Source organism: Streptomyces sp. SP17BM10 (genome assembly GCF_036322405.1).
Taxonomy (GTDB): Bacteria; Actinomycetota; Actinomycetes; order Streptomycetales; family Streptomycetaceae; genus Kitasatospora.
The window spans coordinates 354,567-379,742 of the sequence record NZ_JAQYXB010000623.1 but is presented as its reverse complement, the minus strand read 5'-3'; the positions used below and the strand labels follow the sequence as shown (position 1 = coordinate 379,742).

25 protein-coding genes, 1 pseudogene and 1 riboswitch are annotated in these 25,176 nt (G+C 73.4%); of the genes and pseudogenes, 16 read left to right on the top strand and 10 right to left on the bottom strand.

Annotated features, from left to right (window positions below):
• Nucleotides 1-86: 86 nt before the first annotated feature.
• The 3 genes and pseudogenes from PUR71_RS26200 to PUR71_RS26190 all read right to left on the bottom strand — a co-directional run bounded on the left by PUR71_RS26200 (nt 87) and on the right by PUR71_RS26190 (nt 2,030).
• A pseudogene (locus PUR71_RS26200) lies at nt 87-772 on the bottom strand (chitinase).
• Between the two features lie 51 nt (nt 773-823).
• Entirely contained in the window at nt 824-1,237 is a 414-nt protein-coding gene (locus PUR71_RS26195) for an HIT family protein (RefSeq protein ID WP_329929568.1), read from the bottom strand.
• Nucleotides 1,238-1,322: 85 nt separating this feature from the next.
• Nucleotides 1,323-2,030 (bottom strand): MSMEG_1061 family FMN-dependent PPOX-type flavoprotein, encoded by a 708-nt coding sequence (locus tag PUR71_RS26190; protein WP_329929567.1) that lies wholly within the window; start codon nt 2,028-2,030, stop codon nt 1,323-1,325.
• Nucleotides 2,031-2,158: 128 nt separating this feature from the next.
• Between PUR71_RS26190 and PUR71_RS26185 the strand changes: the two genes are divergently transcribed.
• Entirely contained in the window at nt 2,159-2,473 is a 315-nt protein-coding gene (locus PUR71_RS26185) for an antibiotic biosynthesis monooxygenase family protein (RefSeq protein WP_329929566.1), read from the top strand.
• A gap of 105 nt (nt 2,474-2,578) precedes the next feature.
• Here PUR71_RS26185 and PUR71_RS26180 read toward each other — a convergent pair whose 3' ends face one another.
• On the bottom strand, nt 2,579-2,824 hold the full coding sequence (locus tag PUR71_RS26180) for an SCO4226 family nickel-binding protein (protein WP_329929565.1): 246 nt from the start codon (nt 2,822-2,824) through the stop codon (nt 2,579-2,581).
• 239 nt (nt 2,825-3,063) lie between these two features.
• Nucleotides 3,064-3,191, top strand: a riboswitch (FMN riboswitch).
• A gap of 210 nt (nt 3,192-3,401) precedes the next feature.
• On the opposite strand from PUR71_RS26180, the gene PUR71_RS26175 reads away from it, so the two are divergent.
• The 10 genes from PUR71_RS26175 (at nt 3,402) to PUR71_RS26130 (ending at nt 12,353) form a co-directional block, all read left to right on the top strand.
• Nucleotides 3,402-4,115 carry a riboflavin synthase gene (locus PUR71_RS26175; RefSeq protein WP_329929564.1) on the top strand — a complete coding sequence of 238 codons (714 nt, stop codon included), beginning with the start codon at nt 3,402-3,404 and terminating at the stop codon, nt 4,113-4,115.
• A 56-nt stretch (nt 4,116-4,171) separates the two neighbouring features.
• On the top strand, nt 4,172-4,759 hold the full coding sequence (locus PUR71_RS26170; RefSeq protein WP_329929670.1) for a nicotinamide mononucleotide transporter family protein: 588 nt from the start codon (nt 4,172-4,174) through the stop codon (nt 4,757-4,759).
• Nucleotides 4,756-6,039 (top strand): bifunctional 3,4-dihydroxy-2-butanone-4-phosphate synthase/GTP cyclohydrolase II, encoded by a 1,284-nt coding sequence (locus tag PUR71_RS26165; RefSeq protein WP_329929563.1) that lies wholly within the window; start codon nt 4,756-4,758, stop codon nt 6,037-6,039. Before PUR71_RS26170 ends, PUR71_RS26165 begins: the two co-directional genes overlap by 4 nt.
• A 66-nt stretch (nt 6,040-6,105) precedes the next feature.
• Nucleotides 6,106-6,579: a 6,7-dimethyl-8-ribityllumazine synthase gene (gene ribH / locus PUR71_RS26160; protein WP_329929562.1), complete on the top strand. Its 474-nt coding sequence runs from the start codon at nt 6,106-6,108 to the stop codon at nt 6,577-6,579.
• A gap of 167 nt (nt 6,580-6,746) precedes the next feature.
• Nucleotides 6,747-7,019 carry a phosphoribosyl-ATP diphosphatase gene (locus PUR71_RS26155; RefSeq protein ID WP_329929561.1) on the top strand — a complete coding sequence of 91 codons (273 nt, stop codon included), beginning with the start codon at nt 6,747-6,749 and terminating at the stop codon, nt 7,017-7,019.
• A gap of 47 nt (nt 7,020-7,066) precedes the next feature.
• Nucleotides 7,067-7,915: an ATP phosphoribosyltransferase gene (hisG, locus tag PUR71_RS26150; RefSeq protein ID WP_329929560.1), complete on the top strand. Its 849-nt coding sequence runs from the start codon at nt 7,067-7,069 to the stop codon at nt 7,913-7,915.
• Nucleotides 7,916-8,091: 176 nt separating this feature from the next.
• Complete coding sequence (locus PUR71_RS26145) at nt 8,092-8,532, top strand: PH domain-containing protein (protein ID WP_329929559.1); 441 nt, start codon at nt 8,092-8,094, stop codon at nt 8,530-8,532.
• 230 nt (nt 8,533-8,762) lie between these two features.
• Nucleotides 8,763-10,106, top strand: coding sequence for a hemolysin family protein (locus PUR71_RS26140; RefSeq protein WP_329929558.1), 1,344 nt, complete (start codon nt 8,763-8,765; stop codon nt 10,104-10,106).
• A complete protein-coding gene (locus PUR71_RS26135) occupies nt 10,103-11,149 on the top strand; it encodes a hemolysin family protein (protein WP_329929557.1) in 1,047 nt (348 codons plus the stop codon). Before PUR71_RS26140 ends, PUR71_RS26135 begins: the two co-directional genes overlap by 4 nt.
• A gap of 139 nt (nt 11,150-11,288) precedes the next feature.
• The gene (locus tag PUR71_RS26130) at nt 11,289-12,353 is read left to right on the top strand and encodes an NAD-dependent epimerase/dehydratase family protein (RefSeq protein WP_329929556.1); all 1,065 of its coding nucleotides are present in this window, start codon (nt 11,289-11,291) and stop codon (nt 12,351-12,353) included.
• Here PUR71_RS26130 and PUR71_RS26125 read toward each other — a convergent pair.
• Both PUR71_RS26125 and PUR71_RS26120 read right to left on the bottom strand, forming a co-directional pair.
• A complete protein-coding gene (locus PUR71_RS26125) occupies nt 12,297-14,345 on the bottom strand; it encodes an AAA family ATPase (protein WP_329929669.1) in 2,049 nt (682 codons plus the stop codon). The genes PUR71_RS26130 and PUR71_RS26125 overlap by 57 nt on opposite strands.
• Before the next feature lie 398 nt (nt 14,346-14,743).
• A complete protein-coding gene (locus PUR71_RS26120) occupies nt 14,744-15,385 on the bottom strand; it encodes a uridine kinase family protein (RefSeq protein ID WP_443077577.1) in 642 nt (213 codons plus the stop codon).
• Nucleotides 15,386-15,635: 250 nt separating this feature from the next.
• On the opposite strand from PUR71_RS26120, the gene PUR71_RS26115 reads away from it, so the two are divergent.
• Nucleotides 15,636-16,799 (top strand): acyl-CoA dehydrogenase family protein, encoded by a 1,164-nt coding sequence (locus PUR71_RS26115; RefSeq protein ID WP_329929555.1) that lies wholly within the window; start codon nt 15,636-15,638, stop codon nt 16,797-16,799.
• 114 nt (nt 16,800-16,913) lie between these two features.
• Here the strand turns inward: PUR71_RS26115 and PUR71_RS26110 are convergent, their stop codons facing one another.
• On the bottom strand, nt 16,914-17,369 hold the full coding sequence (locus PUR71_RS26110; RefSeq protein ID WP_329929554.1) for a hypothetical protein: 456 nt from the start codon (nt 17,367-17,369) through the stop codon (nt 16,914-16,916).
• Between the two features lie 229 nt (nt 17,370-17,598).
• Between PUR71_RS26110 and PUR71_RS26105 the strand changes: the two genes are divergently transcribed.
• The 4 genes from PUR71_RS26105 to fxsA all read left to right on the top strand — a co-directional run bounded on the left by PUR71_RS26105 (nt 17,599) and on the right by fxsA (nt 22,156).
• Nucleotides 17,599-18,039, top strand: coding sequence for an Lrp/AsnC family transcriptional regulator (locus tag PUR71_RS26105; protein ID WP_329929553.1), 441 nt, complete (start codon nt 17,599-17,601; stop codon nt 18,037-18,039).
• 31 nt (nt 18,040-18,070) lie between these two features.
• On the top strand, nt 18,071-19,684 hold the full coding sequence (locus tag PUR71_RS26100; protein WP_329929552.1) for an amidohydrolase: 1,614 nt from the start codon (nt 18,071-18,073) through the stop codon (nt 19,682-19,684).
• A gap of 203 nt (nt 19,685-19,887) precedes the next feature.
• Entirely contained in the window at nt 19,888-21,528 is a 1,641-nt protein-coding gene (gene lnt, locus PUR71_RS26095) for an apolipoprotein N-acyltransferase (RefSeq protein WP_329929667.1), read from the top strand.
• Nucleotides 21,529-21,583: 55 nt separating this feature from the next.
• Complete coding sequence (gene fxsA, locus PUR71_RS26090) at nt 21,584-22,156, top strand: FxsA family membrane protein (protein WP_329929551.1); 573 nt, start codon at nt 21,584-21,586, stop codon at nt 22,154-22,156.
• Between the two features lie 190 nt (nt 22,157-22,346).
• Here fxsA and PUR71_RS26085 read toward each other — a convergent pair whose 3' ends face one another.
• The 3 genes from PUR71_RS26085 to PUR71_RS26075 form a co-directional block, all read right to left on the bottom strand.
• On the bottom strand, nt 22,347-22,721 hold the full coding sequence (locus PUR71_RS26085) for an RNA polymerase-binding protein RbpA (RefSeq protein WP_329929550.1): 375 nt from the start codon (nt 22,719-22,721) through the stop codon (nt 22,347-22,349).
• 276 nt (nt 22,722-22,997) lie between these two features.
• Nucleotides 22,998-24,611, bottom strand: coding sequence for a hypothetical protein (locus tag PUR71_RS26080; RefSeq protein WP_329929549.1), 1,614 nt, complete (start codon nt 24,609-24,611; stop codon nt 22,998-23,000).
• A 124-nt stretch (nt 24,612-24,735) separates the two neighbouring features.
• Nucleotides 24,736-24,930, bottom strand: coding sequence for a hypothetical protein (locus tag PUR71_RS26075; RefSeq protein WP_188305060.1), 195 nt, complete (start codon nt 24,928-24,930; stop codon nt 24,736-24,738).
• Between the last annotated feature and the right edge of the window lie 246 nt (nt 24,931-25,176).

The window sequence follows — 25,176 nt, the reverse complement described above, 5'->3', positions numbered from 1 at the left end:
GAGTACGCCCCGCTGCGCTCGTCGAAGTACGTCCGTGCACGCACGTACTCCCGTGCCCAGCGGGGCGGTCGGTTCCGGTGGCGCCGTCAGCAGGTCAGGTTCGCCCCCGGGTCCACGCCGAGCAGCTGTGCGTAGTTCTGGTACAGGCTGACCCGGTGCTGCATCTGCGCCGGGTTGTTGCCGTTGCACTCCAGGGTGCCGTTGATGCTGCGGCTCGTCTCGCCGAAGCGGGCCCGCTGACCATCGCGTCGTGCGCGGTCATGGTGCCGGGCCCGTTCTGGGTGTTCCAGGCCAGAGGCCGGTCTTCCAGGCGACGGCCGGATCGGTCTCCACCAGGCCGGGGTCGTCCAGCAGGTCGATGCCGAGGGAGTCCCCGGCGGCCTTGTGGTCGACGTTCCGGCTGAGCTGGATCGGCCCGCGTCCGTAGTGCGCGGCCCTGCCCGGCCGGGCACCCGTACGGTTGCGAAGCGTCGCAGTAGTGCGGGTAGTTGGCGGTGTTCTGCTCGACGACGTAGACCAGCCCGCCGGTCTCGTGGGCGACGTTCGCGAGGAACGCGGCGGCCTCCCGCCGGCGGACGGTGTCGCTGCCGGTGGTGGTGAAGCCGGGGTGCGCGGGGAGCGCGTCGGGAAGGTCCTGGTAGGCGTCGAAGGGGTTCCGGTTCGGGAACATCTGCTTGCACCGGCGGTTCCGGCGTCTGGTCCGACCCTCGGTGCAGTGGGGGCAGTTGGGGGGAGTGATGGCGACTGAACCGTTAAGGTCTATACCTGTCAACGGGTCCGGTCGAAGCTGCTCGCGAATTCCGGAGAGGCCCGCATCCCCGCCCTACGGCGCCAGCGCCGCCCGCAGCCGCGCCGCCACCTCGACCGCCGCCGCCTCGTCCGGGTACGTCCCGCGCGGCCAGAAGAACCCGCGCAGCCCGTCCTTCGGATTGCGCGGCACCACGTGGACGTGCAGGTGCGGCACCGACTGGCTGATCCGGTTGTTCGCCGCGACGAAGCTCCCGGCCGCGTCGAGCCCGAGCTCCACGGCGGCGGCCACCCGCTGGACCCGCAGGAAGAACGGCCCGACGTCGGCCACCGGCAGGTCGGCGAGGGTGCGGCGGTGCGCGCGCGGGACGACGAGGACGTGCCCGGGGAAGAGCGGCCGGCGGTCCAGGAAGGCCACCGCCACCTCGTCCTCCAGCACCCGGTGCGCGGGCTCGGCGCCGGCGACGACCGCACAGAAGACGCAGTCCATCCGCCCATTCAAGCCGCGGCCCGGGGCCCCGGCACCTCCACCGCGCGAACGGGTGCGGGCGGCTGCCGTCGGGTCGCGGGGGCCGCTACTCGTACCGGTACAGCAGCGCGTCCCGCTCGTCCTGCTCGATCATCTCGATGGTCAGCGCGTCGTCCCGCAGGTGCGAGAGCGTGACCGCGGCCGAGCTCGGCTGCGCGTCCTTGGCGAGCCACCGCTCCGGCTTCCACGCCGAGCCGCGCAGGAAGGACTTCGGACAGTGCGCGTACACCTCCTCGACGCCCACGACGATCGCGCTGCGTGGCGGCTTGCCGACGGCCGTGAGCTGCCGCAGCAGCTCCGGATCGGTGGACACGCAGGCCCGCCCGTTGACGCGCAGGGTGGTGTCCCGCCCGGGGACGACGAAGAGCAGTCCGACCCGGCCGTTCTCCAGGATGTTGTTCAGGGTGTCCAGGCGCTTGTTGCCGGTGGCGTCCGGTATGGCCAGCGTGTACTCGTCGAGCACCGAGACGAGCCCGGCCGGCCCGCCGCGGGGCGAGACGTCGCAGCGACCCTCGGCGTCGGAGCTGGCCACGAAGACCATCGACGAGCAGGCGATCAGCTGCCGCGCGACCTGGTGCAGCCGGTCCACCTGCTTCTGGCGCGCCCGCTCGCCGGGCTGCTCGTAGACCTCGCGCAGCTGCTCGGGGGTGCGCAGGGCACCGGCGTCGAGCGCGGCGAAGAGGCCGTGCGGCCCGTCCTGCACGGCGATTGACGGAGCGGTGGACGGAAGCGGGGTTTCCGATGTGCTGGTCATACCGGCGAATCTAGCCGAGCAGGTCAAGGCACCTGCCGGAAGGGAACCGCCCCCACCCCTGCTCACCAGCGCTTTTTCGCCGATTCCGCCGATAATGGGGCCAGGGACTTCCACGGGAGGTGGTGGTCGTGATCGTCAGGATCTGGGCCGGTCAGGTCATGGCGGGGCGCATCGAGGAATTCTGCGCGCTGCTCACGACGAAGGTGATCCCGCAGCTCGGCAGCACCGACGGCTGTCTGGGCGGCGAGCTGCTGCGCTCGGTGACCGAGGACGGGCACCAGGTGCTCGTGGTCAGCCGGTGGCGCGACGAGGAGGCCCTGCGCGGGTACGCCGGGCCGATGTGGCGGATCCGGCCGGTCTGGTCCGAGGGGGAGCTGAGCTACCTCGCGCACCCGCCCGTGGTCACCCACTTCATGCCGATCACCGCACCCGCCACACTCTGAGGCCCGCCGCCTGAAGCCCGTCGTGAAGCCCGCCGGCTGAGGCCCGACGCCTGAAGCCCGCCGAGCCGCGAGGCCCGACGCGCCCCGGAGTCCGGCCTCAGACGGTCAGATGGTCAGCGGCACCGGGTGGATCTCGTCCGCCGGGTGGCCCGTGCGCGTGTGGACGCGCTGCACGGCCTCCTTGGACGGCGCGTCGGAGAGGCAGTAGACCGTGCCCGACTCGGGGTCGGCCCACGCCTGCTCGAACCGCACGCCCTCGTCGCCCTGGGCCGCCAGGTCGGCGTCGTGAGCGGCCTTGAGCTGGTCGCCGGTGATCCCGGTCATCCCGTGATGGACGTCCATGAACTTCATCGTGCTCGCCTCCGCAGCTCCGGACCCCGGAGCTTCCTCACCTTCCGTGAACCCCCACCATCACCAGACTGCGCCCCCGACCCGCCGACCACCAACAGGGCCCCGCCCCCCGGACGTCGACCCACTCCACCGCGAGCGCGCCGCGCATTCCCCGCCCCCGCGTGAAACAGCCCACAGCGAAAGCCTCTCCCTGGCCCTGCGCGAGCCGTGGCACAATGACCGCAACAGCAGTGACGTTCAGCGCACTCCGGGGTCGGTGAAAATCCGAACCGGCGGTTACAGTCCGCGACCCGTCCGCAACCAGCGGCCGGTTGACCAGGTGAAATTCCTGGACCGACGGTTAAAGTCCGGATGGGAGGCGTGCGCGGGCGGACGAAGAGCAGGACCCGTGGCCCCCCGGTGGTCCGCGGGAAGGTGGACGGCGGGAGCGCACGCGCTTCCGTGCCGGGCGAGCGATCTCCCGGCTGCCGCGGCACCCCGGAGACGGATGTGCCAACGGCCCTGTGCACCGGTGCCCGTCCGCGTCATCTCCCCCTGCCGCCCCGGAGTCCGCGCCCCAAGCGCGAGGAGAACCCGGGTGTTCACCGGCATCATCGAAGAGCTCGGCGAGGTCGTGTCGATCGAGGAGATCGGCGACTCCTCGCGGATCCGCCTGCGCGGCCCGGTGGTCTGTTCCGGTGCGCGTCACGGCGACTCCATCGCGGTCAACGGCGTGTGCCTGACGGTGGTCGACGCCCCCGAGCAACTGGCGGCCGGAACCGGCGAGTTCAGCGCCGACGTGATGGCGGAGACGCTGCACCGCTCCAGCCTGGGCGAGCTCGCGCCGGGCTCGCCGGTCAACCTGGAGCGCGCGATGGCGCTCGGCGACCGGCTCGGCGGCCACCTCGTCCAGGGACACGTCGACGCGACCGGCAGGCTGCTGTCCCGCGAGCCCGGCGAGCGCGACGCGGCCGGTGAACTCCGTTGGGAGGTCCTGCGGTTCAGCCTCCCGGAGAGCATCTCCCGCTACCTGGTGGAGAAGGGATCGATCACCGTCGACGGCGTGAGCCTCACGGTGGTCGAGGCGGCCCGCGACAGCTTCACCGTCAGCCTGATCCCGGCCACCCTCGCGCTGACCACGCTCGGCGCGAAGGCCGTCGGCGCGAGCGTCAACCTGGAGGTGGACGTGCTCGCCAAGTACGTGGAGCGGCTGCTCGAATCCCGCACCCTGCCGAACCTGCCGAACGTCCCGAACCTGCCGGGCCTGAACGGCCCCGACACCGCGACCGAAACCACGGGGGAATCCAAGTGAGCTGGCTGAGCACCGAAGCCTTCACCGTCCTGGGCGAGCACGTGAAGTGGGCCGACATGATCGGCAACGTGTTCGGCCTGACCGGACTCGCGCTCGGCTGGCGCCGCTCGGTGTGGAGCTGGCCGGTCCAGCTGCTCTCCGGCGCCGTGCTGATCGCCGCCTACCTGGGCGGCCACGTCCCGGGCCTGATCGGCAAGCAGCTGATCGTCATCGTCACCGCCGCCTGGGGCTGGGCCCAGTGGCAGCGCGGCCGCCGGGACACCGGGACGATCGCCGTGCGCTTCGCCACCTGGCCCGAGCGCGCGGCCCTGGTGGCCGGCACCGCCGCCGGGACGCTCGCACTGGGGCTGCTGTTCAAGGCCTACCCGACGCTCTCCTGGAGCCCCTGGTCGGACGCCTACATCTTCGTCGGCACGCTGGCGGCGATGGTCGCCCAGGCGCGCGGCTGGCTGGAGTTCTGGTTCGCCTGGATCGCCGTCGACGTGGTCGGCGTCCCGCTCGCCTTCAACAGCGGCTACACCTTCTCCGGCCTCACCTACTCGATCTACTTCGTCCTGGTGCTGCTCGGCCTGCGCGCGTGGTGGCTGAGCACCCGTGAGCAGCGCCCCCAGTCCGCCACCGTCCCGCAGGGAGCCACCGCATGAGCCTCCACAGCAGCATGACGACACATCAGCACGACGGTGACGCCGACGAGTTCGTCCTCGACCCGGTCGAGCGGGCGATCGCCGACATCGCCCTCGGCCGCGCCGTGATCGTTGTCGACGACGAGGACCGGGAGAACGAGGGCGACATCGTCTTCGCCGCCTGCGCCGCGACGCCCGAGCTGATGGCCTTCACCATCCGCTACAGCTCCGGCGTGATCTGCGCCCCGATGACCGGCGACGAGCTCGACCGGCTCAAGCTGCCGCCGATGACGCAGGTCAACGAGGACCGCAAGGGCACCGCGTACACCGTCTCGGTGGACGCCCGCGAGGGGGTCGACACCGGCATCTCCGCCGCCGACCGCGCCCGCACCGTCCGCCTGCTGTCCTCGGCCGGCACCGAGCCCGGCGACCTCACCCGCCCCGGCCACGTCTTCCCGCTGCGCGCGGTCGAGGGCGGCGTGCTGGTCCGCCCCGGCCACACCGAGGCCGCCGTGGACCTGGCCCGGCTCGCCGGGCTGGCGCCGGCCGGCGCGATCGCCGAGGTGGTCAACGACGACGGCACCATGGCCCGGCTGCCCGAACTGGTCGCCTTCGCCCGCGAGCACGGCCTCGCGATCATCTCCATCGAGGACCTGATCGCCTACCGCCGCCGCACCGAGCTGCACGTCGACCGCGCCGCGACCACCGCCCTGCCCACCGTCCACGGCGAGTTCACCGCCGTCGGCTACAAGGGAAACATCGACGGCGTCGAGCACATCGCCCTGGTCGCCGGCGGACTCGGCGCGGACGGGCGGCTGCCGGAGGGCGAGGACGTGCTGGTGCGCGTCCACTCCGAGTGCCTCACCGGCGACGTCCTCGGCTCGCTGCGCTGCGACTGCGGCCCGCAGCTGGAGGCCTCGCTGCGGCGGGTCGCCGAGGCCGGCCGCGGCGTCGTCCTCTACCTGCGCGGCCACGAGGGACGGGGGATCGGGTTGGCCCACAAGCTGCGCGCCTACGAGCTCCAGGAGCAGGGCCGGGACACCGTCGACGCCAACCTCGACCTCGGTCTGCCGGCCGACGCCCGCGACTACAGCATCGGCGCGCAGATGCTCGTCGACCTCGGCGTGCGCTCGCTGACGCTGCTCACCAACAACCCCGAGAAGCTCATCGCGCTCACCGAGCACGGCCTCAAGGTCAAGGGGCGTGAACCGATCGAGGTCACGCCGGGCGAGCACAACCTGCGCTACCTGCGTACCAAGCGCGACCGGATGGGCCACGACCTGCCCGGCCTCGGCTCCTGACCGACCCCCACGCACCACACCCACCCGTACGACGCACACCACGCACCGGAACAGGAAGTAGCGAACATGAGCGGCCACGGAGCCCCCGAGCTGACCATCGACGGCGCCGCCGACCTCAAGGTCGCGGTCGTCGCCGCCCAGTGGCACGACCAGGTGATGAACGGCCTCCTGGACGGTGCCCACCGGGCGCTCAAGGAACTGGGCGTCACGGAGGCGACCGTGCTGCGCGTGCCCGGCACCTTCGAGCTGCCGGTGGCCGCCAAGCGCCTCGCCGACCGCGGCTACGACGCCGTGATCGCCCTCGGCGTCGTCATCCGCGGCGGCACCCCGCACTTCGACTACGTCTGCCAGGCGGCCACCGCCGGCCTCACCCAGGTCAGCGTGGACACCGGCGTCCCGGTCGGCTTCGGCGTGCTGACCTGCGACAACGAGGAGCAGGCGCTCGACCGCGCGGGCCTGCCCGGCTCCGCCGAGGACAAGGGCCACGAGGCCGTCACGGCCGCCGTCGCCACCGCGGTGACGCTGCGCGACCTCGGCTGAGCACGTGGCCCGCCTCGCCTGAGCGGCGCGCCGGCACGACCCCGCCACGCGTCACCGAGCGCACCACCACACGCGCACGGTCCCGGACCGTGGACGTCCGATGGACTGTCCACGGTCCGGGACCGTTTACCGCCGGTCCGCCCGCACGCCGTAAGGTGAGTCCCATCATGGCTTCGAAGACATTCGAGGAGCTCTTCGCCGAGCTCCAGCAGAAGGCCGCCACCGGCGACCCCTCGTCCTCCCGCACCGCGCAGCTCGTCCAGCAGGGCGTCCATGCGATCGGCAAGAAGGTCGTCGAGGAGGCCGCCGAGGTCTGGATGGCCGCCGAGTTCCAGTCGCACGAGCAGACGGCCGAGGAGATCTCCCAACTCCTCTACCACCTTCAGGTGATGATGATCGCCCGTGGCCTGACGCTCGAAGACGTCTACAAGTACCTCTGAACCGCTCCGATCAGCACCCCTCCCAACAGGTAAGGAACCGACCTCCCATGCTGCGCATCGCCGTCCCCAACAAGGGTTCTCTCTCGGGTCCCGCGGCGGAGATGCTCCATGAGGCCGGGTACCGCCAGCGGAAGGACCCCAAGGAGCTCGTTCTCGTCGACCCGAACAACGAGGTCGAGTTCTTCTTCCTCCGCCCGCGCGACATCGCCGTCTACGTCGGCTCGGGCCGCCTGGACATCGGCATCACCGGCCGCGACCTGCTGCTGGACTCGCACTCCAACGCCGAGGAGGTGCTCGCGCTCGGCTTCGCGGGGTCGACCTTCCGCTTCGCGCGTCCCCTGGGCGTCCCGGTCGAGGACGTGAAGGGCCTGGAGGGCCTGCGCATCGCGACCTCCTACACCGGCCTGGTCGAGCAGCACCTCGCCGACCACGGTGTGAAGGCGACGGTCACCAAGCTGGACGGTGCGGTGGAGACCGCGGTGCAGCTGGGCGTCGCCGACGTGATCGCCGACGTCGTGGAGACCGGCACCAGCCTGCGCAACGCGGGCCTGGAGGTGTTCGGCGAGCCGATCCTGATCTCCGACGCCGTCGTGATCCGACCCAAGGGCGCCGGCGAGGACCCGGCGGTGGAGCAGTTCCTGCGCCGCCTCCAGGGCGTGCTGGTGGCCCGTCGCTACGTGCTGATGGACTACGACATCCGCGCGGAGAACGTCAGCGCCGCCGTGGGCCTCACCCCGGGTCTGGAGTCGCCGACCGTCTCGCCGCTGCACACCGAGGGCTGGGTGGCCGTGCGCGCGATGGTGCTCCGCAAGGAGGCCCAGCGGATCATGGACGACCTGTGGGGCATCGGCGCCCGGGCGATCCTGGTCACCAACATCCACGCCTGCCGCCTCTGACCTCGCGCGTCCCGCGGGCCTGCGGTCCGCCGCGCAGGTAAGCAAGGGTTGGATGGGGTGGGGACGCCGACCGGCGTTCCCACCCCATCGCGCTGTCCGCCACAAGAGCACGTCCGCACGACAGCACGCCCGCACCACAGCACGTCCGCCACCGAACCACCCCACCGGAGACCCACGTGTCCACGCCCGTCGAGTACCCCGTCACCTGGGCCCCGCGCCGCACCCGTGCCGTGCTGCTGCCGGTCTGCGCGCTGCTGGTGGTGCTGTTCGCCGGGATGGCGCTCGTGCTCCCGGAGAGCTGGCAGCTCAACGACCGGATCATGATGCTGTGCAGCGGCGTCGCGTTCGCGGGCGTCGGCCTGATGCTGGCGCGCCCCAGGGTGACGGCGGACGCGGAGGGCGTGACGGTGGTCAACTTCGTGCGCCGCCGCCGGCTGGCCTGGGCCGAGATCGTGCGGGTCAACTTCCGCCAGGGCGACCCGTGGGCCACGCTCGACCTGTCCGACGGGACCTCGCTGGCCGCCGTCGGCATCCAGTCCGGCGTCGGCAAGGCCCAGGCGATCGCCAACGCCCGCGCGTTGCGCGACCTCGTCGAGCACCACGCCCATGCGGCCTGAGCGGGCCGAACGCTCCTCCTACGGCCGAAACGGCTATGGTCTACGCTGGTAAAAGCGGGGCAAAGTTGCCGCTCCGCCCGGGACGACCCGAGCCGACCCCCTCCGACCCGAGTCGACCCGAGCCGACCCGAGCCGAAACGACCTGAGGAGTGACACTCCCCCTCGATGGACGATCCGTCCGGTAGTACCCGTGCCGCCCCACTTCCGGCCCCCGGAAGGCAGGCGGCACTGTGATCACCGCCTGGCTGCTGTTGTTCGCGGCCGTCCTGCTCATCCTCGCCAACGGCCTCTTCGTGGCCGCCGAGTTCGCCTTCGTGACCGTCGAGCGCGGGGCGGTGGAGCGGGCCGCCGAGGCGGGCGACGCGAAGTCCCGCCGGGTCGCGCGGGCCCTGCGCCACCTCTCCTTCGAACTCTCCGGCGCCCAGCTGGGCATCACGGTCACGTCGCTGGTGGTCGGCATGCTCGCCGAGCCGGCGCTGTCGACCCTGCTGAGCCCGGTCTTCGACGCCGTCGGCCTGCCCGACGCCGCCGCCCACGGCACCGCCGTGGTCCTCGGCATGGTGATGGCCACCGTCCTGCAGATGGTGATCGGCGAGCTGGTCCCGAAGAACTGGGCCATCTCCCGCCCGCTCCGGGTGGCCCGCGCGGTGGTCGCGCCGCACATGCTGTTCTCGCGCGCGTGCCGTCCGCTGATCAGCTTCCTCAACGGGGCCGCCGACCGTACGGTCCGCGCCCTGGGCATCGAGCCGCAGGAGGAGCTGGGGCACGCCCGCACCCCCGCCGAACTGGTCTCGCTGGCCCGGCACTCCGCCAGGGCCGGTGCGATAGACGAGGAGTCGGCGACGCTGTTCGTGCGCACCCTCGGCCTCGGCGACCTCACCGCGGAGTCGGTGATGACGCCGCGCGTGGACGTCGCCGCGCTGCAGCGCGACGCGACCGCCTCCGACGTGGTCAACCTCACCCGGGCGACCGGCCTGTCCCGATTCCCGGTCTACGCCGACAGCCTGGACGAGGTCACCGGCATCGTGACGCTCAAGGACGCGCTCGCCGTCCCGGCCGTGCACCGCGGTCAGACCAGGGTCGCGGAGCTGGCCTCGCCGCCGCTCCTGGTGCCCGAGACGCTGCCCGCCGAGCGCCTGCTCGACCGGCTTCGCCGGCTCCAGCCGATGGCGATCGTGGTCGACGAGTACGGCGGCACCGCCGGCGTCGTCACGGTCGAGGACATCGTCGAGGAGATCGTCGGCGAGGTTCAGGACGAGCACGACCCGGCCGACACCCCCGAGCTGGTCCCGCTGCCGCCGGTCGAGGGCCGGCCGGTCTGGGAGGCCGACGGCCGGGCCCGGACCGACCAGCTGGGGGCCATCGGCCTGCACGCCCCGGACGGCCCGTACGAGACGTTGGCCGGTCTGGTCGCGGACCTGCTCGGCAAGCTGCCCCAGCCGGGCGAGCAGGCCCACCTGCCGGGCTGGCTGCTGACCGTGGAGGCGGTCGACCGGCACCGCACCAGCAGGGTCCGGGTGGAGCGCACCACCGCGCACCCGGAGTTCGCCGACGAGGAGGACGGGACCCGATGACCGCGCTCCAACTGGCCGTCGCCCTCCTGCTCCTGCTCGGCAACGCGTTCTTCGTCGGCGCGGAGTTCGCGGTGATCTCGGTGCGCCGCAGCCAGATCGAGCCGCTCGCCGAGGCGGGCCACAAGCGCGCCCGCACCGTGCTGCACGCGCTGTCGAACGTCTCCGCGATGCTCGCCGCCGCCCAACTGGGCATCACCGTCTGCTCGCTGGGCCTCGGCGCGCTCGCCGAGCCGACGATCGCGAGCCTGCTGGAGGGCCCGTTCCACGCGATCGGGATCCCGTCCGGCCTGATGCACCCGCTGTCGTACGGGATCTCGCTGGCCGTCGTGGTCTTCCTGCACATGGTGATGGGCGAGATGGTGCCGAAGAACATCGCCCTCGCCGGCCCGGAGAAGGCCGCGCTGTGGCTCGGCCCGCCGCTGGACCGCCTGGCCCGCTGGCTCGCCCCGGTGATCGCTTTCCTGAACGCCTTCGCCAACGGCGTGCTGAAGCTGTTCCGGGTGGAGCCCAAGGACGAGGTCGCGTCGGTGTTCACCACCGAGCAGCTGATGTACCTGCTGGTCGACTCCCGGGACGCGGGTCTGCTCGACGAGGACCGCCAGGAACGCCTGGAGGACGCATTGGAGATGGGCCACCGGCCGGTCACCGACGTCCTGCTCGAGCCCGAGCAACTGGTCACGGTGGACACCAAGGTGACCGCCGCGGAGGTCGAGGAACTGGCGCTGCGCACCGGTTTCTCGCGCTTCCCGGTCACCGACGGGGACCCGGCCGGCCAGGGCTACCTGGGCTACCTGCACCTCAAGGACATCCTCGACGTGGAGGACCCGTCGCTGCCCGTCCCGGCCCGCCTGTGGCGGCCGATCACGGTGCTGCGCGGCGGCCTCCCGCTGGACGACGCGCTCGGCGCGATGCGCCGGGCCGCCTGCCACCTGGCGGCCGTCCTCGACCAGGACGGGCGCACGCTCGGCGTGGTCATGCTGGAGGACGTGCTGGAGGAGCTGGTCGGCGAGATGCACGATCCGGACCACCGCTCCGTGGCGTAACGTTTCGCCGCCGGCGTCGCCGCTGCCGCTGCCGCCGACGACGACGGCACTCTCCGCACCGTCGTTTCCGCTCTCGGCGATTCTGCCGACAGCAGGCAGCGGTTCCCGTGCCGGCCACCCGTAGGACAGGGTGGTCGGCATGAGGCTTCTCCTGCTGGGTGGAACGAAGTTCGTCGGACGCGCCGTCGCCGAGGAGGCGGTGGCCCGGGGCTGGGAGGTGACGGCCCTCAACCGCGGCACGCAGCCCGCGCCCGAGGGCGTGACGGTGCTGCGGGGCGACCGCACCGCCGAGGGCGGGCTCGACGCCCTGGCGGCGGGGGAGTGGGACGCGGTGGTGGACACCTGGTCCTGGGCCCCGGCGGCGGTGCGGGCCTGCGCCCGGCTGCTCAAGGACCGCGTCGGGCACTACGTGTACGTGTCCAGCTGCTCGGTGTACGACTACCCGAAGCCGGCCGCCGCCGACGAGTCCGCCGCGGTGGTCGGGGCCGCGCCGGACGCCACGGGCGAGGTGCCGTACGCGGAGGCCAAGCGCGGCGCCGAGCTCGCCCTGGAGGAGGAGTTCGGCGGGAGCGCGGTGTACGCCCGCGCCGGGCTGGTCCTCGGTCCGTACGAGAACATCGGCCGGCTGCCGTACTGGCTCGACCGGATCGCCCGGGGCGGGCCGGTGCTGGCCCCCGGCCCGCGCGAGCTGCCGCTCCAGTTCATCGACGCCCGCGACCTCGCCGCCTGGATGCTGGACGCCACCGCGGCGCGCCTGGGCGGCCCGTACAACGTGGTGAGCCCGCCCGGGCACGCGACCATCGGTGCGGTCCTGGAGGAGTGCGTCCGCGCCACCGGCTCGGACGCCGACCTGCGCTGGACGGACCCGGAGCGGATCGTCGCGGCCGGCGTCGAGCCGTGGACGGAACTGCCGATCTGGGTGCCGCCGGGCGAACTGCACGACTACCTGCACGACGCGAACGTCGACCGTGCGGTGGCCGACGGCCTGCGCTGCCGCCCGGTCGCCGAGACCGTCCGGGACACCTGGGCGTGGCTGGAGTCGATCGGCGGCAGAGCGCCGCAGCGCGCGGACCGGCCCTTCGCGTGGCTGGCCGCGGAGCGCGAGGCCGAACTGCTCAAGAGCCTCGGGAGCAGCGGGAACCGAGCCTCAGCCCCGGCCGTCGATCAGCTCCCCGTACGCCTGGACGAGGTCCGGCAGCCGTAGCGTGGCCAGGTCCTCCCGGCCCGGCGGTTCGCGCAGCAGCGAGAGCCGCAGGTCCCGGTAGGCGCAGGACTTCTCGTACAGGGTGCGGATGAACCGGCCGTTGCCCAGTTCGTCGATCCAGCCCTCGCGCACCACGTGGGTGCAGATGCTGGCCAGCTCCTCGGCCGCGTCCTCGTCCCAGCCGTCGCCGTCCCGGCCGGCCAGCGCCGCGCCGATCGCGGTCAGCTCGCCGGGGCGGTAGCTGGGGAAGTCGACCCGGGTGGTGAAGCGGGAGTTGAGGCCGGGGTTGGTGGCGAGCAGCCGGTTCATGCCCTCGGGGTAGCCGGCCAGGATCACCACCAGCCGGTCGCGGTTGTCCTCGGCGCGCTTGAGGAGCACCTGGAGCGCCTCGTCGCCGTAGGCGTCGCCCTTGGTGTAGCCGGAGTTGGAGAGGCTGTACGCCTCGTCGATGAAGAGCACGCCGTCCAGCGCGGAGTCGATCAGCTCGTTCGCCTTGACGGCGGTCTGGCCGAGGAACTCGCCGACCAGGTCGGCCCGTTGCGCCTCGACCAGGTGGTCGCCGGAGAGCAGGCCGAGCGCGTGGAAGACCCGCCCGAGGATCCGGGCGACGGTGGTCTTGCCGGTGCCCGAGGGGCCGGAGAAGACGAAGTGACGCTTGGGCGGCTGGACCGGCAGTCCCTGTTCGGCGCGGAGCCCGGCCATCCGCAACTGCGCGGACAACGCCCGCACTTGGCGCTTGACCGGCTCCAGGCCCACCATCATGGCGAGTTCGGCCAGGGCGGCGTCCAACTGGTGCTCGCCGCCGGTCTGCCGGCGGTCGGCGGACGGCGCGATCCGGGGCAGCGCCTCGCCGCGGAGCGGCAGCGGCACGACGGGCGTGACGGGCCCGGTGGGCGCGGCCGGTCCCGTGGGCCCGGCCGACCCCGAGCGCTCGCCGGTGGCCTGCGGCGGGGTGTCCGCCGGCGCCTCCTCGGCGTACCCGCCGCCGCCCGGGTAGCCGGACTCCTGGCCGTAGGCGTCCTGGTACTCGAGGTCCTCGGGAGAGAGGCCGTCGGGAGAAGGGCCGTCCGGAGAAAGGCCGTTGGAGGAGGGGCTGTTCGGAGCGAGACGGTTCGGCGAAAGCCTGTTCGAGGGAAGCCCGTTGGGAGAGAGCTCGTCCGGTGCGAACGCCCCCGGCGACTGCACGCCGGGCAGGAAGCCCTCCGGCGCCAGCTCGTCCGGCGGGACGTCGTACGCCTCCTCCACCCCGCCCGGGAGCCCGCCCTCCAGCAGCCCGTCCGCGAGCGCGTCCTCCGCCGAGATCGCGGCCAGGCGGGCCGCGGTGTCCATGAACGCCGGATCGGCCCGGTGCACCGCCCGGTACAGCGGCAGCGCCGCCGCGCTGCGCCCGGCCCCCTCGTACGCCCGACCCAGCCAGTAGCGCAGCTCCTTGCGCTGCGGCTGCTCGGAGCGGCAGCGGGCCAGCGACGCGGCCAGCGGAGCCTGCGCCTGCGCGCACATGTCCAGCCGGACCCGTGCCATGCCGGCGAAGAGTCCCGCCTCGATGCCGAGCATCGGGTCGTCGAGCAGCCGGTCGGTGTCGCGGATCAGCTGCTCCCAGTCCTTCAGCAGGTAGGAGCGGCAGGCGTACAGGAACTGGGCGGACGGGTCCTCGCCGGGCGCCGGGCACTGCTCCAGCGCGCGGTCGAGCTCGGCCAGGTGTCTGCCGTCCAGCCAGTGCGAGGCGTGCGCGAGCGCGAGGTCGCGGGCGTCCTCCAGCACCGGCTGCACCCACCAGCCCAGCCAGTACCAGGAACTGAGCGGCCGCCGGTGGATCCGGCGCTGCTCGCCGAAGCGCTTCTGGTGGCGGTACATCGCGAGCAGGGCGGCCGGGGTCTCGCTGCGCAGGGCGTGCAGGCCGAGCCACGCGTCGGCCATGCCCGGGTCGAGCCGGACGGCCGCGCGGAACTCCTCCTCGGCGCGCGCGTACGCGCCCGCCGTGTAGGCGTCCATGGCGCGCAGCCAGGCCCGGTCGGCGAGCCGGTCCGGGCTGCCCGCGTTGCTGTCGGAACTGTCCACCGTCGTCACTCACGCCCCCCGCGGTGTGGCCCGGGGCTCGGCCCGCAGGCCGCGTGCGCGGAGCGGCCGGTGCTCGCAAGCCCCTGGGGCGCAGATGCGCCTGGTGCAAATCGTACCGGGGCCGCGCTGATCCGGAAGGGTGCCGCACCGGTTCAAATGCGATCGCGCGCGCGGTTGTTGGGCACGTCGGGCGGTGGGGGAGCGCATTTCGCGACGGGCGCGGACGGCACCCCCGGCTCACGGGGGAACAAGCCGGGGATGCCGGGTCCACGGGGGCCGGAGGCTTTCGTTCCGGCGTCTGGGGAGAACTTAGGACGCGGTGACTGCGCAGGTCAAGAGCTTGTTGAAGGTTCACCCACGGTGCCCGGCGAGATCCGTCCGGTCACTCCGTCGACGCGGGTGCCGGCGTGCGGCCGGCTCGGGTCGGCGGCGAAATGCGCCGATTCGGCGCGTGCCCAGCCCACCCAGAATTCGGCCAGTTCCGGCCCGTCCCGTTCCTCGCCGCGCCGCCGGGCGGTGGCGGCGTCCAGGTCCATCCAGACGATCCGCGCCAGCCACGGCCGCACCTCCCGCCGCCCGGCCCCGACGCCCTCCACCAGCACCACCGGCGCCACCGGCACCGCCGCCGTGCCGGCGAAGCGCCGCAGCGTCCAGTCGTACACCCCGTACGCGGCGTCCCGGCCCGCTGCCAGCGGCTCCAGCACCTGCTCGCGCAGCCGCCCGACCCAGCCGAACGGCTCGGCGTGGGTGGCGAGGTCGTCGAGGTGGACCACCGGGGCCCCGCCCAGCGCCCCCGCCAGCCGCCCCGCGAACGTGGTCTTGCCCGAGCCCGCGTGCCCGTCCACGGCGACCAGTCGCACCGGCCCGCAGGACGGCGCAAGAGCGCGCAGCTCGGCGGCGAGGTCGGCGAGGTCGGCGGGGGAGGGGTCGGCGGGGGAGGGGCCGCCGACGACGACGGGGCCGGACGGCGTGATCAGGCCATCGCACGGGTTCGGGGTATCGGAAGCAGCCACATCGGCAACCCTACGGTGCCGTACCCGGCCACTCCGGACAGTTCATATGTGCAGGTCGTGACGGCGGCGCGGCTTTCGGGCATACTCACTTCGCCACGCCTGTGAACGGCCGTTCACCGCAACCCGGTGCCGGTCGGGCAGACCTGCCACAACCGCGCCGGACCTGCCGAACCAGGCCCCCCGGCGCCCGATCGAGGAGGCGACCGCCGCCATGACCACCTCCCCTGCGAAGCCCGTGGACCGCCAGCTGCCCACCGAGGAGGCCCGTGAGCTGCTGAGCCTCACCCGGGAGCTGGTCCAGCGCGAGCTCAAGCCGCGCGCGGCGGAGGACGAGGCCGCCGACGCCTTCCCGCGCGACGCCTTCCGCACGCTCGGCGAGGCCGGGCTGCTCTCCCTGCCCTACGACGAGAAGTACGGCGGCGGCGAGCAGCCCTACGAGGTCTACCTCCAGGTCCTGGAGGAGCTGTCGGCCGGCTGGCTGGCCGTCGGCCTCGGCGTGAGCGTGCACACGCTCTCCTGCCACGCGCTCGCCACCTTCGGCACCGAGGAGCAGCGCGCCGCCTGGCTGCCCGGCATGCTCTCCGGCGAGCAGCTCGGCGCCTACTGCCTCTCCGAGCCGCAGTCCGGCTCCGACGCCGCCGCGCTCCGCACCCGCGCCGAGCTGGACGGCGACGAGTACGTGGTCAACGGCACCAAGGCGTGGATCACCCACGGCGGGAAGGCGGACTTCTACAGCGCCCTGGTGCGCACCGGCGTGGACGGCCCGAAGGGCATCAGCTGCCTGCTCGTCCCCGGCGACCAGCCCGGCCTGTCGTTCGCCGCGCCGGAGCACAAGATGGGCATGCGCTCATCGCCGACGGCGCAGGTGCACTTCGACGGCGCCCGCGTCCCGCGCGAGCGGCTGGTCGGCGAGGAGGGACAGGGCTTCCAGATCGCCCTCGCCGCCCTCGACTCCGGCCGCCTCGGCATCGCCGCGTGCGCGATCGGCGTCGCCCAGGCCGCGCTCGACCTCGCGGTGGAGTACGCCGGCACCCGCCGCCAGTTCGGCCGTCCGATCGCCGAGTTCCAGGGCCTGTCGTTCATGCTCGCCGACATGGCCACCCAGATCGAGGCCGGCCGGGCGCTGTACCTGTCCGCCGCGCGGCTGCGCGACGCGGGCCGTCCGTTCTCCAAGGAGGCGGCGATGGCCAAGCTGTTCTGCACCGACACCGTGATGCGGGTGACGACGGACGCCGTCCAGGTGCTCGGCGGCTACGGCTACACGCAGGACTTCCCGGCCGAGCGGTACATGCGCGAGGCGAAGGTGCTGCAGATCGTCGAGGGCACCAACCAGATCCAGCGGCTCGTGATCGGCCGCCACCTCACCCGGGGCTGACCCGGCCCCCGGGTCCCGGTACGGCCTCCGGCCGTCGCTCCAGGGTGCGGAGCGACGGCCGGAGGTTTCGCCTTCCCGTCGGGCCGAGTTCGACGCCCCGTCAACTCGCCTGCGTCAGCGGCGGATCAGCCGGCGCCGCTGCTCGGGGACGGCCGGCGTGACGGCGGCGACGCGCACCGGGCGGTGCGCCACCGCGTGCGAGAAGGGCTGGGTGCGCCAGTCCAGGCCGCTGGGCAGCTTGAACAGGGCCTCGAAGCCGGCCGGCCCGTCGTCGTCCGAGGCCTCCACCTCGGCGAGGTCGTCGGTCGGGGCGCCCGAGCCCGGGCAGATCGCGGGGGCGAAGGGGTTCCACGCGGTCGGCAGCAGGGCGTGCAGCGGCAGCCGCTCCTCGTCCGCGACGAGGGCGATCGGGCGCCGGCACTCGGGGCAGTGGACCCGGAAGATCTCCCAGGACTCGCCGTCGCCCGGGTCGGTGCTCGGCGTGGGGAGGTTCCCGACCGCGATGTCGTCGCGGTCGGCCGTTTCGTCGGTCTCGTCGGAGCCCGGGGCACGCTGGTCGGTAGCAGGCATGAGGATCCCCCTCGGATCGGGCCCGGCGTGGTCGCCCGGGGCCACAACCAGCACTTCCCTCCCGCGCGGATACATAATCCTGCGGTCCGGCGCACCGTGATGCACCGGGTGTGTCCTTGGCCACATTCGCCCGGCATGTGCCCGCCTGGCACCCCACCCCGCCCCCGGTGACACCGCGTGCGCCCATCCGGGCGCCCCGCGCGCCCCCGAGCGGGTAGGTTTGCGCACTGTGGAGGATCTCGACCAACGCATCGTCCAGCTGCTCCTAGAGGACGGCCGGATGAGCTACACGGACCTGGGCAAGGCCACCGGCCTGTCCACCTCGGCGGTGCACCAGCGCGTGCGCCGCCTCGAACAGCGCGGGGTGATCCGCGGCTACACCGCGATCATCGACCCCGACGCCGTCGACCTGGCGCTGACCGCGTTCATCTCGGTCAAGCCCTTCGACCCCAGCGCACCCGACGACACCCCCGAACGCCTGGCCGGCCTGCCCGAGATCGAGGCCTGCCACAGCGTCGCCGGAGACGAGAACTACATCCTCAAGGTCCGCGTCGGCGCCCCCGGCGACCTGGAGGACCTGCTCGCCCGCATCCGCAGTGCCGCCGGCGTCTCGACCCGCACCACCGTCGTGCTGTCCACCCCCTACGAGGCGCGACCCCCGAAGATCTGAGCACGGGTCCGTGGGGTGCAGACTTGGGCGCATGACCGAACGCACCTCCCGGACCGTCCTGCTGCGCGGCGGCGCCGTCTACAGCCCCGCCGACCCCTTCGCCACCGCGATGCTCGTGGAGGGCGAACACGTCGCCTGGGTCGGCAGTGACGGCGCCGCCGAGGCGTACGCGGGAGTGGCCGACGAGATCGTCGAGCTCGACGGCGCCCTGGTCACCCCGGCGTTCGTCGACGCCCACGTGCACGCCACCTCGACCGGACTGGCGCTCACCGGACTCGACCTCACCGGCAGCCCGTCCCTCGCCGCCGCGCTGGCGTCCCTCACCGCCTTCGTCGACGCCCAGGGGACGGCCGGCGGCGTGCTCATCGGCCACGGCTGGGACGAGACCCGCTGGCCCGAGGGCCGCCCGCCCACGCTCGCCGAACTCGACGCCGCCGCACGGGGCGCCGCCGTCTACCTCTCCCGCACCGACGTCCACTCCGCCCTCGCCACCACCGCGCTGCGCACCCTCACCGAGGGCCTCGCCGACCGGCCGGGCCACTGCGCACAGGGCCCGCTGACCAAGGACGCCCACCACGCCGTCCGGCGGACCGCGCTCGCCCACCTGACCCCCGAGCAGCGCCGCCGCGCCCAGCGCGCGACCCTCGCCCGCGCCGCCGAACTCGGCATCGGCGCCCTGCACGAGTGCGCCGGCCCGGAGATCTCCTCCGAGGCCGACCTGGCCGCCCTGCTGGCCCTGGCCGCCGAGGGCGAGGGCCCCGAAGTCTTCGGTTACTGGGGAGAGTTGGGTGGCATCGAGACGGCCCGTCGGCTCGGCGCGGTCGGCGCCGGCGGCGATCTCTTCGTCGACGGCGCACTCGGCTCGCACACCGCCTGCCTGCACGCCGCCTACGCCGACGCCGACCACACCGGCACCGCCTACCTGACCGCCGACCAGGTCGCCGACCACGTCGCCGCGTGCACCGAGGCCGGGCTCCAGGCCGGCTTCCACGCCATCGGCGACGCCGCCGTGGCCGCGGTGCTCGACGGCGTCCGGGCAGCCGGCGAGCGGGTCGGCGCCGAGCGCGTCAAGGCCCTGCGCCACCGCGTCGAGCACGCCGAGGCCCTGGACGACAAGTCCGTCGCGGCCTTCGCCGAACTCGGCCTCACCGCCTCCGTCCAGCCCGCCTTCGACGCCGCGTGGGGCGGCCCGGAGGGCATGTACGTCCAGCGCCTCGGCGCCGAACGGGCCGCCGCCCTCAACCCGTTCGCCGCCCTGCTGCGCGCCGGCGTCCCGCTCGCGTTCGGCTCCGACGCCCCGGTGACCCCGCTCGACCCGTGGGGGACCGTCCGTGCCGCGGCGTTCCACCGGACGCTGGAGCACCGCATCTCCGTCCGCGCCGCCTTCACCGCCCACACCCGCGGCGGCTGGCGCGCGATCGGCCGCGACCAGGACGGCGTCCTCGTCCCGGGCGCCGTCGCCAGCTACGCGATCTGGGCCGCCGGCGACCTGGTCGTCCAGGCCCCGGACTCCCGCGTCGCCGGCTGGTCCACCGACCCGCGCTCCGGCACCCCCGGCCTGCCGGACCTCACCCCCGGCCACCCCCTGCCGACCTGCCTGCGCACCGTCGTGCGGGGCCGCACGGTCCACCGGGCCGCCGAGTAACTCCCCCTCGCTGCTCGCCCGGCCCGCCCCGGGCGAGCAGCACCCCGGCGCCCCGCGCGGCCACCCTCCGCACCCGCGCGGAGCCGCCCGTTCCGGACACCCGCCGCACAGCTCCACCTCGCCTCCCGGTCACCGTCCGTTCCGGGGTACCTTCTTCGGACAGCGTCCGAACGACAAGCCAGAGAGATGGTGCGCCGGTGACCATGTCCGTCACCCAGGAGCGGTCCGCTGCCGCACCCGAGCCGCCGGCCCCCGAAGCACGGCCCGGCCGGTTCGCCAGGGCCCTCGCCAAGGTCCGCGCCGGTCTGCCCCGGACCGGCCTCGCCGCCCTGGCCGGCCTGCTGCTGGCGCTCGCCTTCCCGCCGTACGACCTGTGGCCGCTCTCGCTGCTGGGCGTCGCGGCGCTCTCGCTGCTCACCCGGGGCCGCACGGTCCGCCAGGCGGCCTGGACCGGCTTCGCGTTCGGCTTCCCGTTCTTCCTGATGCTGCTCAGCTGGCTGCGCGTGGTCGGCTGGGACGCGACGGTCGGCCTGTCGGTCGTCGAGGCGCTGTTCATGCTGTTGCTCGGCGCCGGCCTCGCCCTCACCTCCCGGCTGCCCGCCTGGCCGCTGTGGGCCGCCTGCCTGTGGGTCACCCAGGAGTGGGCACGCGACCGGCTGCCGCTCGGCGGCTTCCCCTGGGGCCGACTGGCCTTCGCCAACACGGCCACCCCGTACACCCCGCTGGCCGCGATCGCCGGCGCCCCGCTGGTGACCTTCGCGGTCGCCCTCTGCGGCGCCCTGCTGGCCTGGGCGGCGCTGCGCCTGCGCGGCCCGCGCCGCGCCCCGCGCGCGGCCGCCCTGGCCGGACTCGGCGCCGTGGCCGCGCTGCTGGCCGGCTACCTCGTCCTGGTGCCGACCAAGGCCGACGACACCGTGAAGGTCGCGATCGTCCAGGGCAACGTGCCCAACCCCGGCATGGACTTCCTCGGCCGCCCGATGATGGTCCTCAACAACCACGCCTCGGCGACCGAGCGGCTGGCCGCCGACATCAAGGCCGGCAAGGTCCAGCGCCCCGACGTCGTGATCTGGCCGGAGAACTCCTCCGACCTCGACCCCTTCACCGACCCGCTCGCCTACGAGCGCATCGACGGGGCCGTGAAGGCCGTCGGCGTGCCCACCCTGGTCGGCACCCTGGTGGACGGCCCGGACGAGCAGCACGTCCAGAACGAGGGCATCGTCTGGGACCCGAAGACCGGCCCCGGCGCCTCCTACACCAAGCAGCACCCCGTCCCGTTCGGCGAGTACGTGCCCTTCCGCGCCCAGCTGATGAAGGTGATCACCCGCCTGCAGCGGGTCGCCCGCGACTTCTGGCCCGGCGACCACAACGGCGTCATGCAGCTGGGCCCGGCCCGGATCGGCGACGTGATCTGCTTCGAGGTCGCCTACGACGAGATCGTCCGCGACACCGTCGACAGCGGCGCCCGCGTCCTGGTCGTGCAGACCAACAACGCCACCTACGCCGAGACCGGCCAGCCCGAGCAGCAGCTCGCGATGTCCCGGCTGCGCGCGGTCGAGCACGGCCGGGCCGTGCTGATCGCCGCCACCAGCGGCATCAGCGCGGTGATCGCGCCGGACGGCACGGTGGAACAGCGCACCCGGGAGCTGACGCCGGCCGAGCTGTCGGCCACCGTCCCGCTGCGGGACGGCACCACGGTCGCCGACCGGATCGGCCCGGCGCCGGAGTGGGTGCTCGCCGTCGGCGGCCTGCTGGCCTGCGGCGCGGGCCTGCTGGTCGGGGTGCGCCGGCGCCGCTCCGCCGGAACACCGGCCGCGACGGAATCGTTGGACCAGGTGGTGCCGTAGCCGGCCCGGACCTCCCGTGCGGCGCGCAGAGCACCGCATGGAGTGGATCCGTACCGTGACCCAGCAAGCTACCCCCACCCGCCCGCGCGGAAGGCTCCGCCGGGTGCTGCCGCTGCTGATCACCGCCTGGCTGGTGCTGGAGATCTGGCTGCTGGTCCAGGTCGGCTCGTGGCTGGGCGGCCTCACCGTCCTCCTGCTGCTGATCGCCGGCGCCGTGATCGGCGGCTCGCTGATCAAGCGGGCCGGGCTGAAGGCGCTGTCCGCGGCGATCGAGCAGAGCAAGGACCCGAAGTCGCAGCAGCCCCAGACCGGCACCAGCATGACCGTCCTGGCCGGCCTGCTGCTGATCCTCCCCGGCTTCCTGTCGGACCTCGTCGCGCTGACGCTGCTGTTCCCGCCGACGCGCGCCCTGTGGCGCGCGGCCGGCCGGCGCCTGGCGGACAAGGCGTTGCACAGCACCTCCGCCGTGGGCGCCGACGCGTTCGCGGACGCGATGCGGCTGCAGGAGCAGATGCGCATCCACCGCCCGGACGGCAAGGTCATCCAGGGCGAGGTGGTGGAGCCGGAGGCCGGTCCGCACGGCCCGCAGGGCCCGGACACCACCTACCGCCCGCCGATCGCCGGCTGACCGTCACCCCGACACCGCGCAGGCCGGGCCCGTACGCGGGCCCGGCCTGCGGCCGTTCTCGCCGACCCGGGTGCACGGACCCGGACACGCCGACCGGGGACACTCGCGCACCCACGCACCCGGGCACGCGAAAGGGACCCTGGATCCCAGGGTCCCTTTTCGCGTCCTCCCGCCGCGGCGGGAGAGAGGGTCAGGCGCTCTTGCGGGTGTCCCGCGGGTGCACCGCGAGGTTCATCCCACCAGAGCGGAGCACCGCCAGCCGCTCGGCCAGCACCTCCTCCAGCTCCTCGCGCGTCCGGCGCTCCATCAGCATGTCCCAATGGGTGCGCGTCGGCTTGGTCTTCTTCTCCTCCGGCTCGTCGCCGTCGAGAAGCGTTGCCTCCTGGCCACAGAAGCGGCATTCCCAGGTCTGGGGGATCTCCGCCTCGACCGAGAAAGGAACCTCGAATCGGTGTCCGTTCTGACATGCGTACTCGACGGTCTGGCGGGGAGCCAGATCGATACCACGGTCGGTCTCGTAGCTAGTGGCCCCGAGTCGCGTGCCGCGGAGAGCTCGCTCGCTCATGAATCGTGCCTCCCGGGCTTATGGCCCACAGGACTAGTGGTCGCTGTTCTTCGTCGTTCGGTCAACGCTCGGCTTCCGACGAAGATTCCCGTCCCGGGACATGCGTCGTCTGTCGTGCCGCCCCTGTTTGTACCCACCGGCGCCCGATTTGTCACATCTAGCCAGTGGTATCACCCCAGGTGTCACCTATTTCACATCTGGTGATCGTGCGGCCTTTCTGTCACGAGCGTACCGGGACGGGATTCGGCGGCCGTCGGCGCCCCCGGTTCCTTGCGGTCAGGAGATCGGACGGGAACGGATCATCGGTTCGCCCTTGCCGAGGTCGACCGGCCGGGTGCCGGGCGCCGGATCCGCGGGGCGGAGCAGCGGCGGCTGCTCGGGGCGCGGCGGCGCGGCGGCGGCCTCGGTGCGGGTGTCGCGATGCGGCAGCAGGGCGATCACCGCGTCCCGCAGGGCGGCCGGGGCCTCGTCGTCCAGCGGGTCGACGGTGGCGGGCACCTGGAGCCGCACCGGGGTGCCGTTGCCGATGCGGGCGTAGCCGCGGCCGATCGGGGCGTGCGCGGCGGGCACGATGTCGAGCGGGGCGCCGAGCGCGGCGTGGCCCTCCTCGGGGCCGGCCGGGCCGAGCAGGACGCGGGCCCTGGTGGTGGTCCGGACGGTGGCGGTGAGCCGGTCCCTGGCCTCGACGTCGTCGGCGATCACGACGGTGACGCGGGCGGCGCGGCCGTGCCGCAGCGGGAGCTCCAGCAGGTCCTGCGGGTCGGTGCGACCCTCGGCGTGGGCGAGCTCGCTGAGCTCGGTGGGGTGGTCGAGCAGCAGCCACAGCGGCCGGGTGACGTCCTCCGGCGGGGCGCTGCCGGCGTGCCGGGCGGCGTTGAGGGCGGCGAGCCGCCGGTCGGTCTCCTGGGCGGCCCACTCCAGGGCGGCGAGCGCGCCGTGCAGGCTGGTCTCGACGGTGTGCACGCCGGGCCGGTTGACCAGGCACGCGTGCTCGCCGGTGCCGGCGCCGTCGATCACCACGAGGTCGGCGTACGGGAGGGCCTGGAGCGCGATCGAGCGGACCAGGCTGGAGGTGCCGTACCCGGCGACGCCGAGCGCGAGCAGGTGGGGTTCGCCCGAGCGCGGCCCGGAGCGCCAGATCACCGGCGGCTGCTGGGTCACGGCGCCGCCCTGGCCGACCGGGATGGTGCGGGCGGTGCCGTCCCCGTCGGTGAATCCGAGCACGATCTCGCCGGGGGCGGCGACGAAGCGCTGCGCGACGATGTCGGTGGGCAGCGGGCTCATCGCGGAGATCAGCAGCTTGTTGGACTCCTCGTCCCAGTCGAAGCGGTACTCGCGGGCCCGCCCGGCCTTGCCCTGGACGACCTGCTCGATCCGCGCCCGGGCGGCCGGCTCGGTGTCGGTGAAGTACGCCGGATAGGTGAGCTCCAGGCGGGAGAGCCGGCCCTCGGCGTCGAACTCCCAGGAGCCGAAGGCGCTCTTGTAGTCACCCGCGAAGTGGTACAGCGGGTTGGCGTCCTCGGGGCCGCAGAGGTACGGCGTCAGCGCGGAGTAGAGCGCCGAGAGCTTGACGTCGGCGACGTCGGGCGCGGGCGGGGCCGGCGGCGCCTTGGGGGCCCGTCCGGCCCACGCGGCGCTGGCCATCAGCGCGATCAGGGCGAACAGCAGGCCGTGCGGCAGCAGGTAGATGCCGACGAGCATCGCGGCGGACAGGAACAGCGTCGGGCCGCGGCGCTCCTTGGGGGTGGCCTGCCAGCGGCCCTTGGCCCAGCCGGCGTGGTGGCGCAGGCCGCGGCCGATGACGGTGAGCGGGGCGAACATGTCGGAGGCGTGGTCCCCGGCGGTCCGGGCGATCTCACGGCCCTTGCCGAGGTGGCGGTGGAGCGACATTCCTTGACTCCCCGGGCGGTCGGGACGGGTGGGGGGTGAAGCGGACGGTGGCTCGTGGCTCGCGGTACGACGGGGCCCGGGGCGGTGGGATCCGCGCCCGGGCCCGTACGGGGGAGTGGCGGCGCTAGAACCTGAGGCCGCCGAGCAGGCTGGCGAGGCTCGCGCCGCCCGCGGTGATGCTCGGCGCGATCGAGGAGCCGGCGACGTAGAAGCCGAAGAGCGCGCAGACGATCGCGTGGGAGACCTTTAGTCCGTCCCGGCGGAAGAACAGGAAGGCGATGGTGCCGAACAGGACGATGCCGGAAATCGAGAGGATCACGTTCTGCTCCTCGGGGAGGGGGACAGGGACGGTGTCACGGAAAGTGCCCTAATCGTGACAAAAAGTAATAGATGATGGAACGGTGCAAATGGGTGGTTTCACCGTTCAATACCGCCGTGGGGCCCGGACGGAGGTATGCGAACCGGCCCCGGTCGGGGCCGTGCGGCGCTCTGTTGCGGTGCGGCGAGGCATTCCCGGCGGGTGGGCGGGAGGTTTCCGGGGGGTGCCGGAAGTTCGCTCGAACGG

What these genes read in the sequence shown, in the direction of transcription:
- PUR71_RS26195 (WP_329929568.1), bottom strand. Translation starts at nt 1,237, where the DNA reads ATGGACTGCGTCTTCTGTGCGGTCGTCGCCGGCGCCGAGCCCGCGCAC.
- PUR71_RS26190 (WP_329929567.1), bottom strand. Translation starts at nt 2,030, where the DNA reads ATGACCAGCACATCGGAAACCCCGCTTCCGTCCACCGCTCCGTCAATC.
- PUR71_RS26180 (WP_329929565.1), bottom strand. Translation starts at nt 2,824, where the DNA reads ATGAAGTTCATGGACGTCCATCACGGGATGACCGGGATCACCGGCGAC.
- PUR71_RS26170 (WP_329929670.1), top strand. Translation starts at nt 4,172, where the DNA reads ATGATCGGCAACGTGTTCGGCCTGACCGGACTCGCGCTCGGCTGGCGC.
- PUR71_RS26165 (WP_329929563.1), top strand. Translation starts at nt 4,756, where the DNA reads ATGAGCCTCCACAGCAGCATGACGACACATCAGCACGACGGTGACGCC.
- ribH (WP_329929562.1), top strand. Translation starts at nt 6,106, where the DNA reads ATGAGCGGCCACGGAGCCCCCGAGCTGACCATCGACGGCGCCGCCGAC.
- PUR71_RS26155 (WP_329929561.1), top strand. Translation starts at nt 6,747, where the DNA reads ATGGCTTCGAAGACATTCGAGGAGCTCTTCGCCGAGCTCCAGCAGAAG.
- hisG (WP_329929560.1), top strand. Translation starts at nt 7,067, where the DNA reads ATGCTGCGCATCGCCGTCCCCAACAAGGGTTCTCTCTCGGGTCCCGCG.
- PUR71_RS26135 (WP_329929557.1), top strand. Translation starts at nt 10,103, where the DNA reads ATGACCGCGCTCCAACTGGCCGTCGCCCTCCTGCTCCTGCTCGGCAAC.
- PUR71_RS26130 (WP_329929556.1), top strand. Translation starts at nt 11,289, where the DNA reads ATGAGGCTTCTCCTGCTGGGTGGAACGAAGTTCGTCGGACGCGCCGTC.
- PUR71_RS26125 (WP_329929669.1), bottom strand. Translation starts at nt 14,345, where the DNA reads ATGGACGCCTACACGGCGGGCGCGTACGCGCGCGCCGAGGAGGAGTTC.
- PUR71_RS26115 (WP_329929555.1), top strand. Translation starts at nt 15,636, where the DNA reads ATGACCACCTCCCCTGCGAAGCCCGTGGACCGCCAGCTGCCCACCGAG.
- PUR71_RS26110 (WP_329929554.1), bottom strand. Translation starts at nt 17,369, where the DNA reads ATGCCTGCTACCGACCAGCGTGCCCCGGGCTCCGACGAGACCGACGAA.
- PUR71_RS26100 (WP_329929552.1), top strand. Translation starts at nt 18,071, where the DNA reads ATGACCGAACGCACCTCCCGGACCGTCCTGCTGCGCGGCGGCGCCGTC.
- lnt (WP_329929667.1), top strand. Translation starts at nt 19,888, where the DNA reads ATGTCCGTCACCCAGGAGCGGTCCGCTGCCGCACCCGAGCCGCCGGCC.
- PUR71_RS26085 (WP_329929550.1), bottom strand. Translation starts at nt 22,721, where the DNA reads ATGAGCGAGCGAGCTCTCCGCGGCACGCGACTCGGGGCCACTAGCTAC.
- PUR71_RS26080 (WP_329929549.1), bottom strand. Translation starts at nt 24,611, where the DNA reads ATGTCGCTCCACCGCCACCTCGGCAAGGGCCGTGAGATCGCCCGGACC.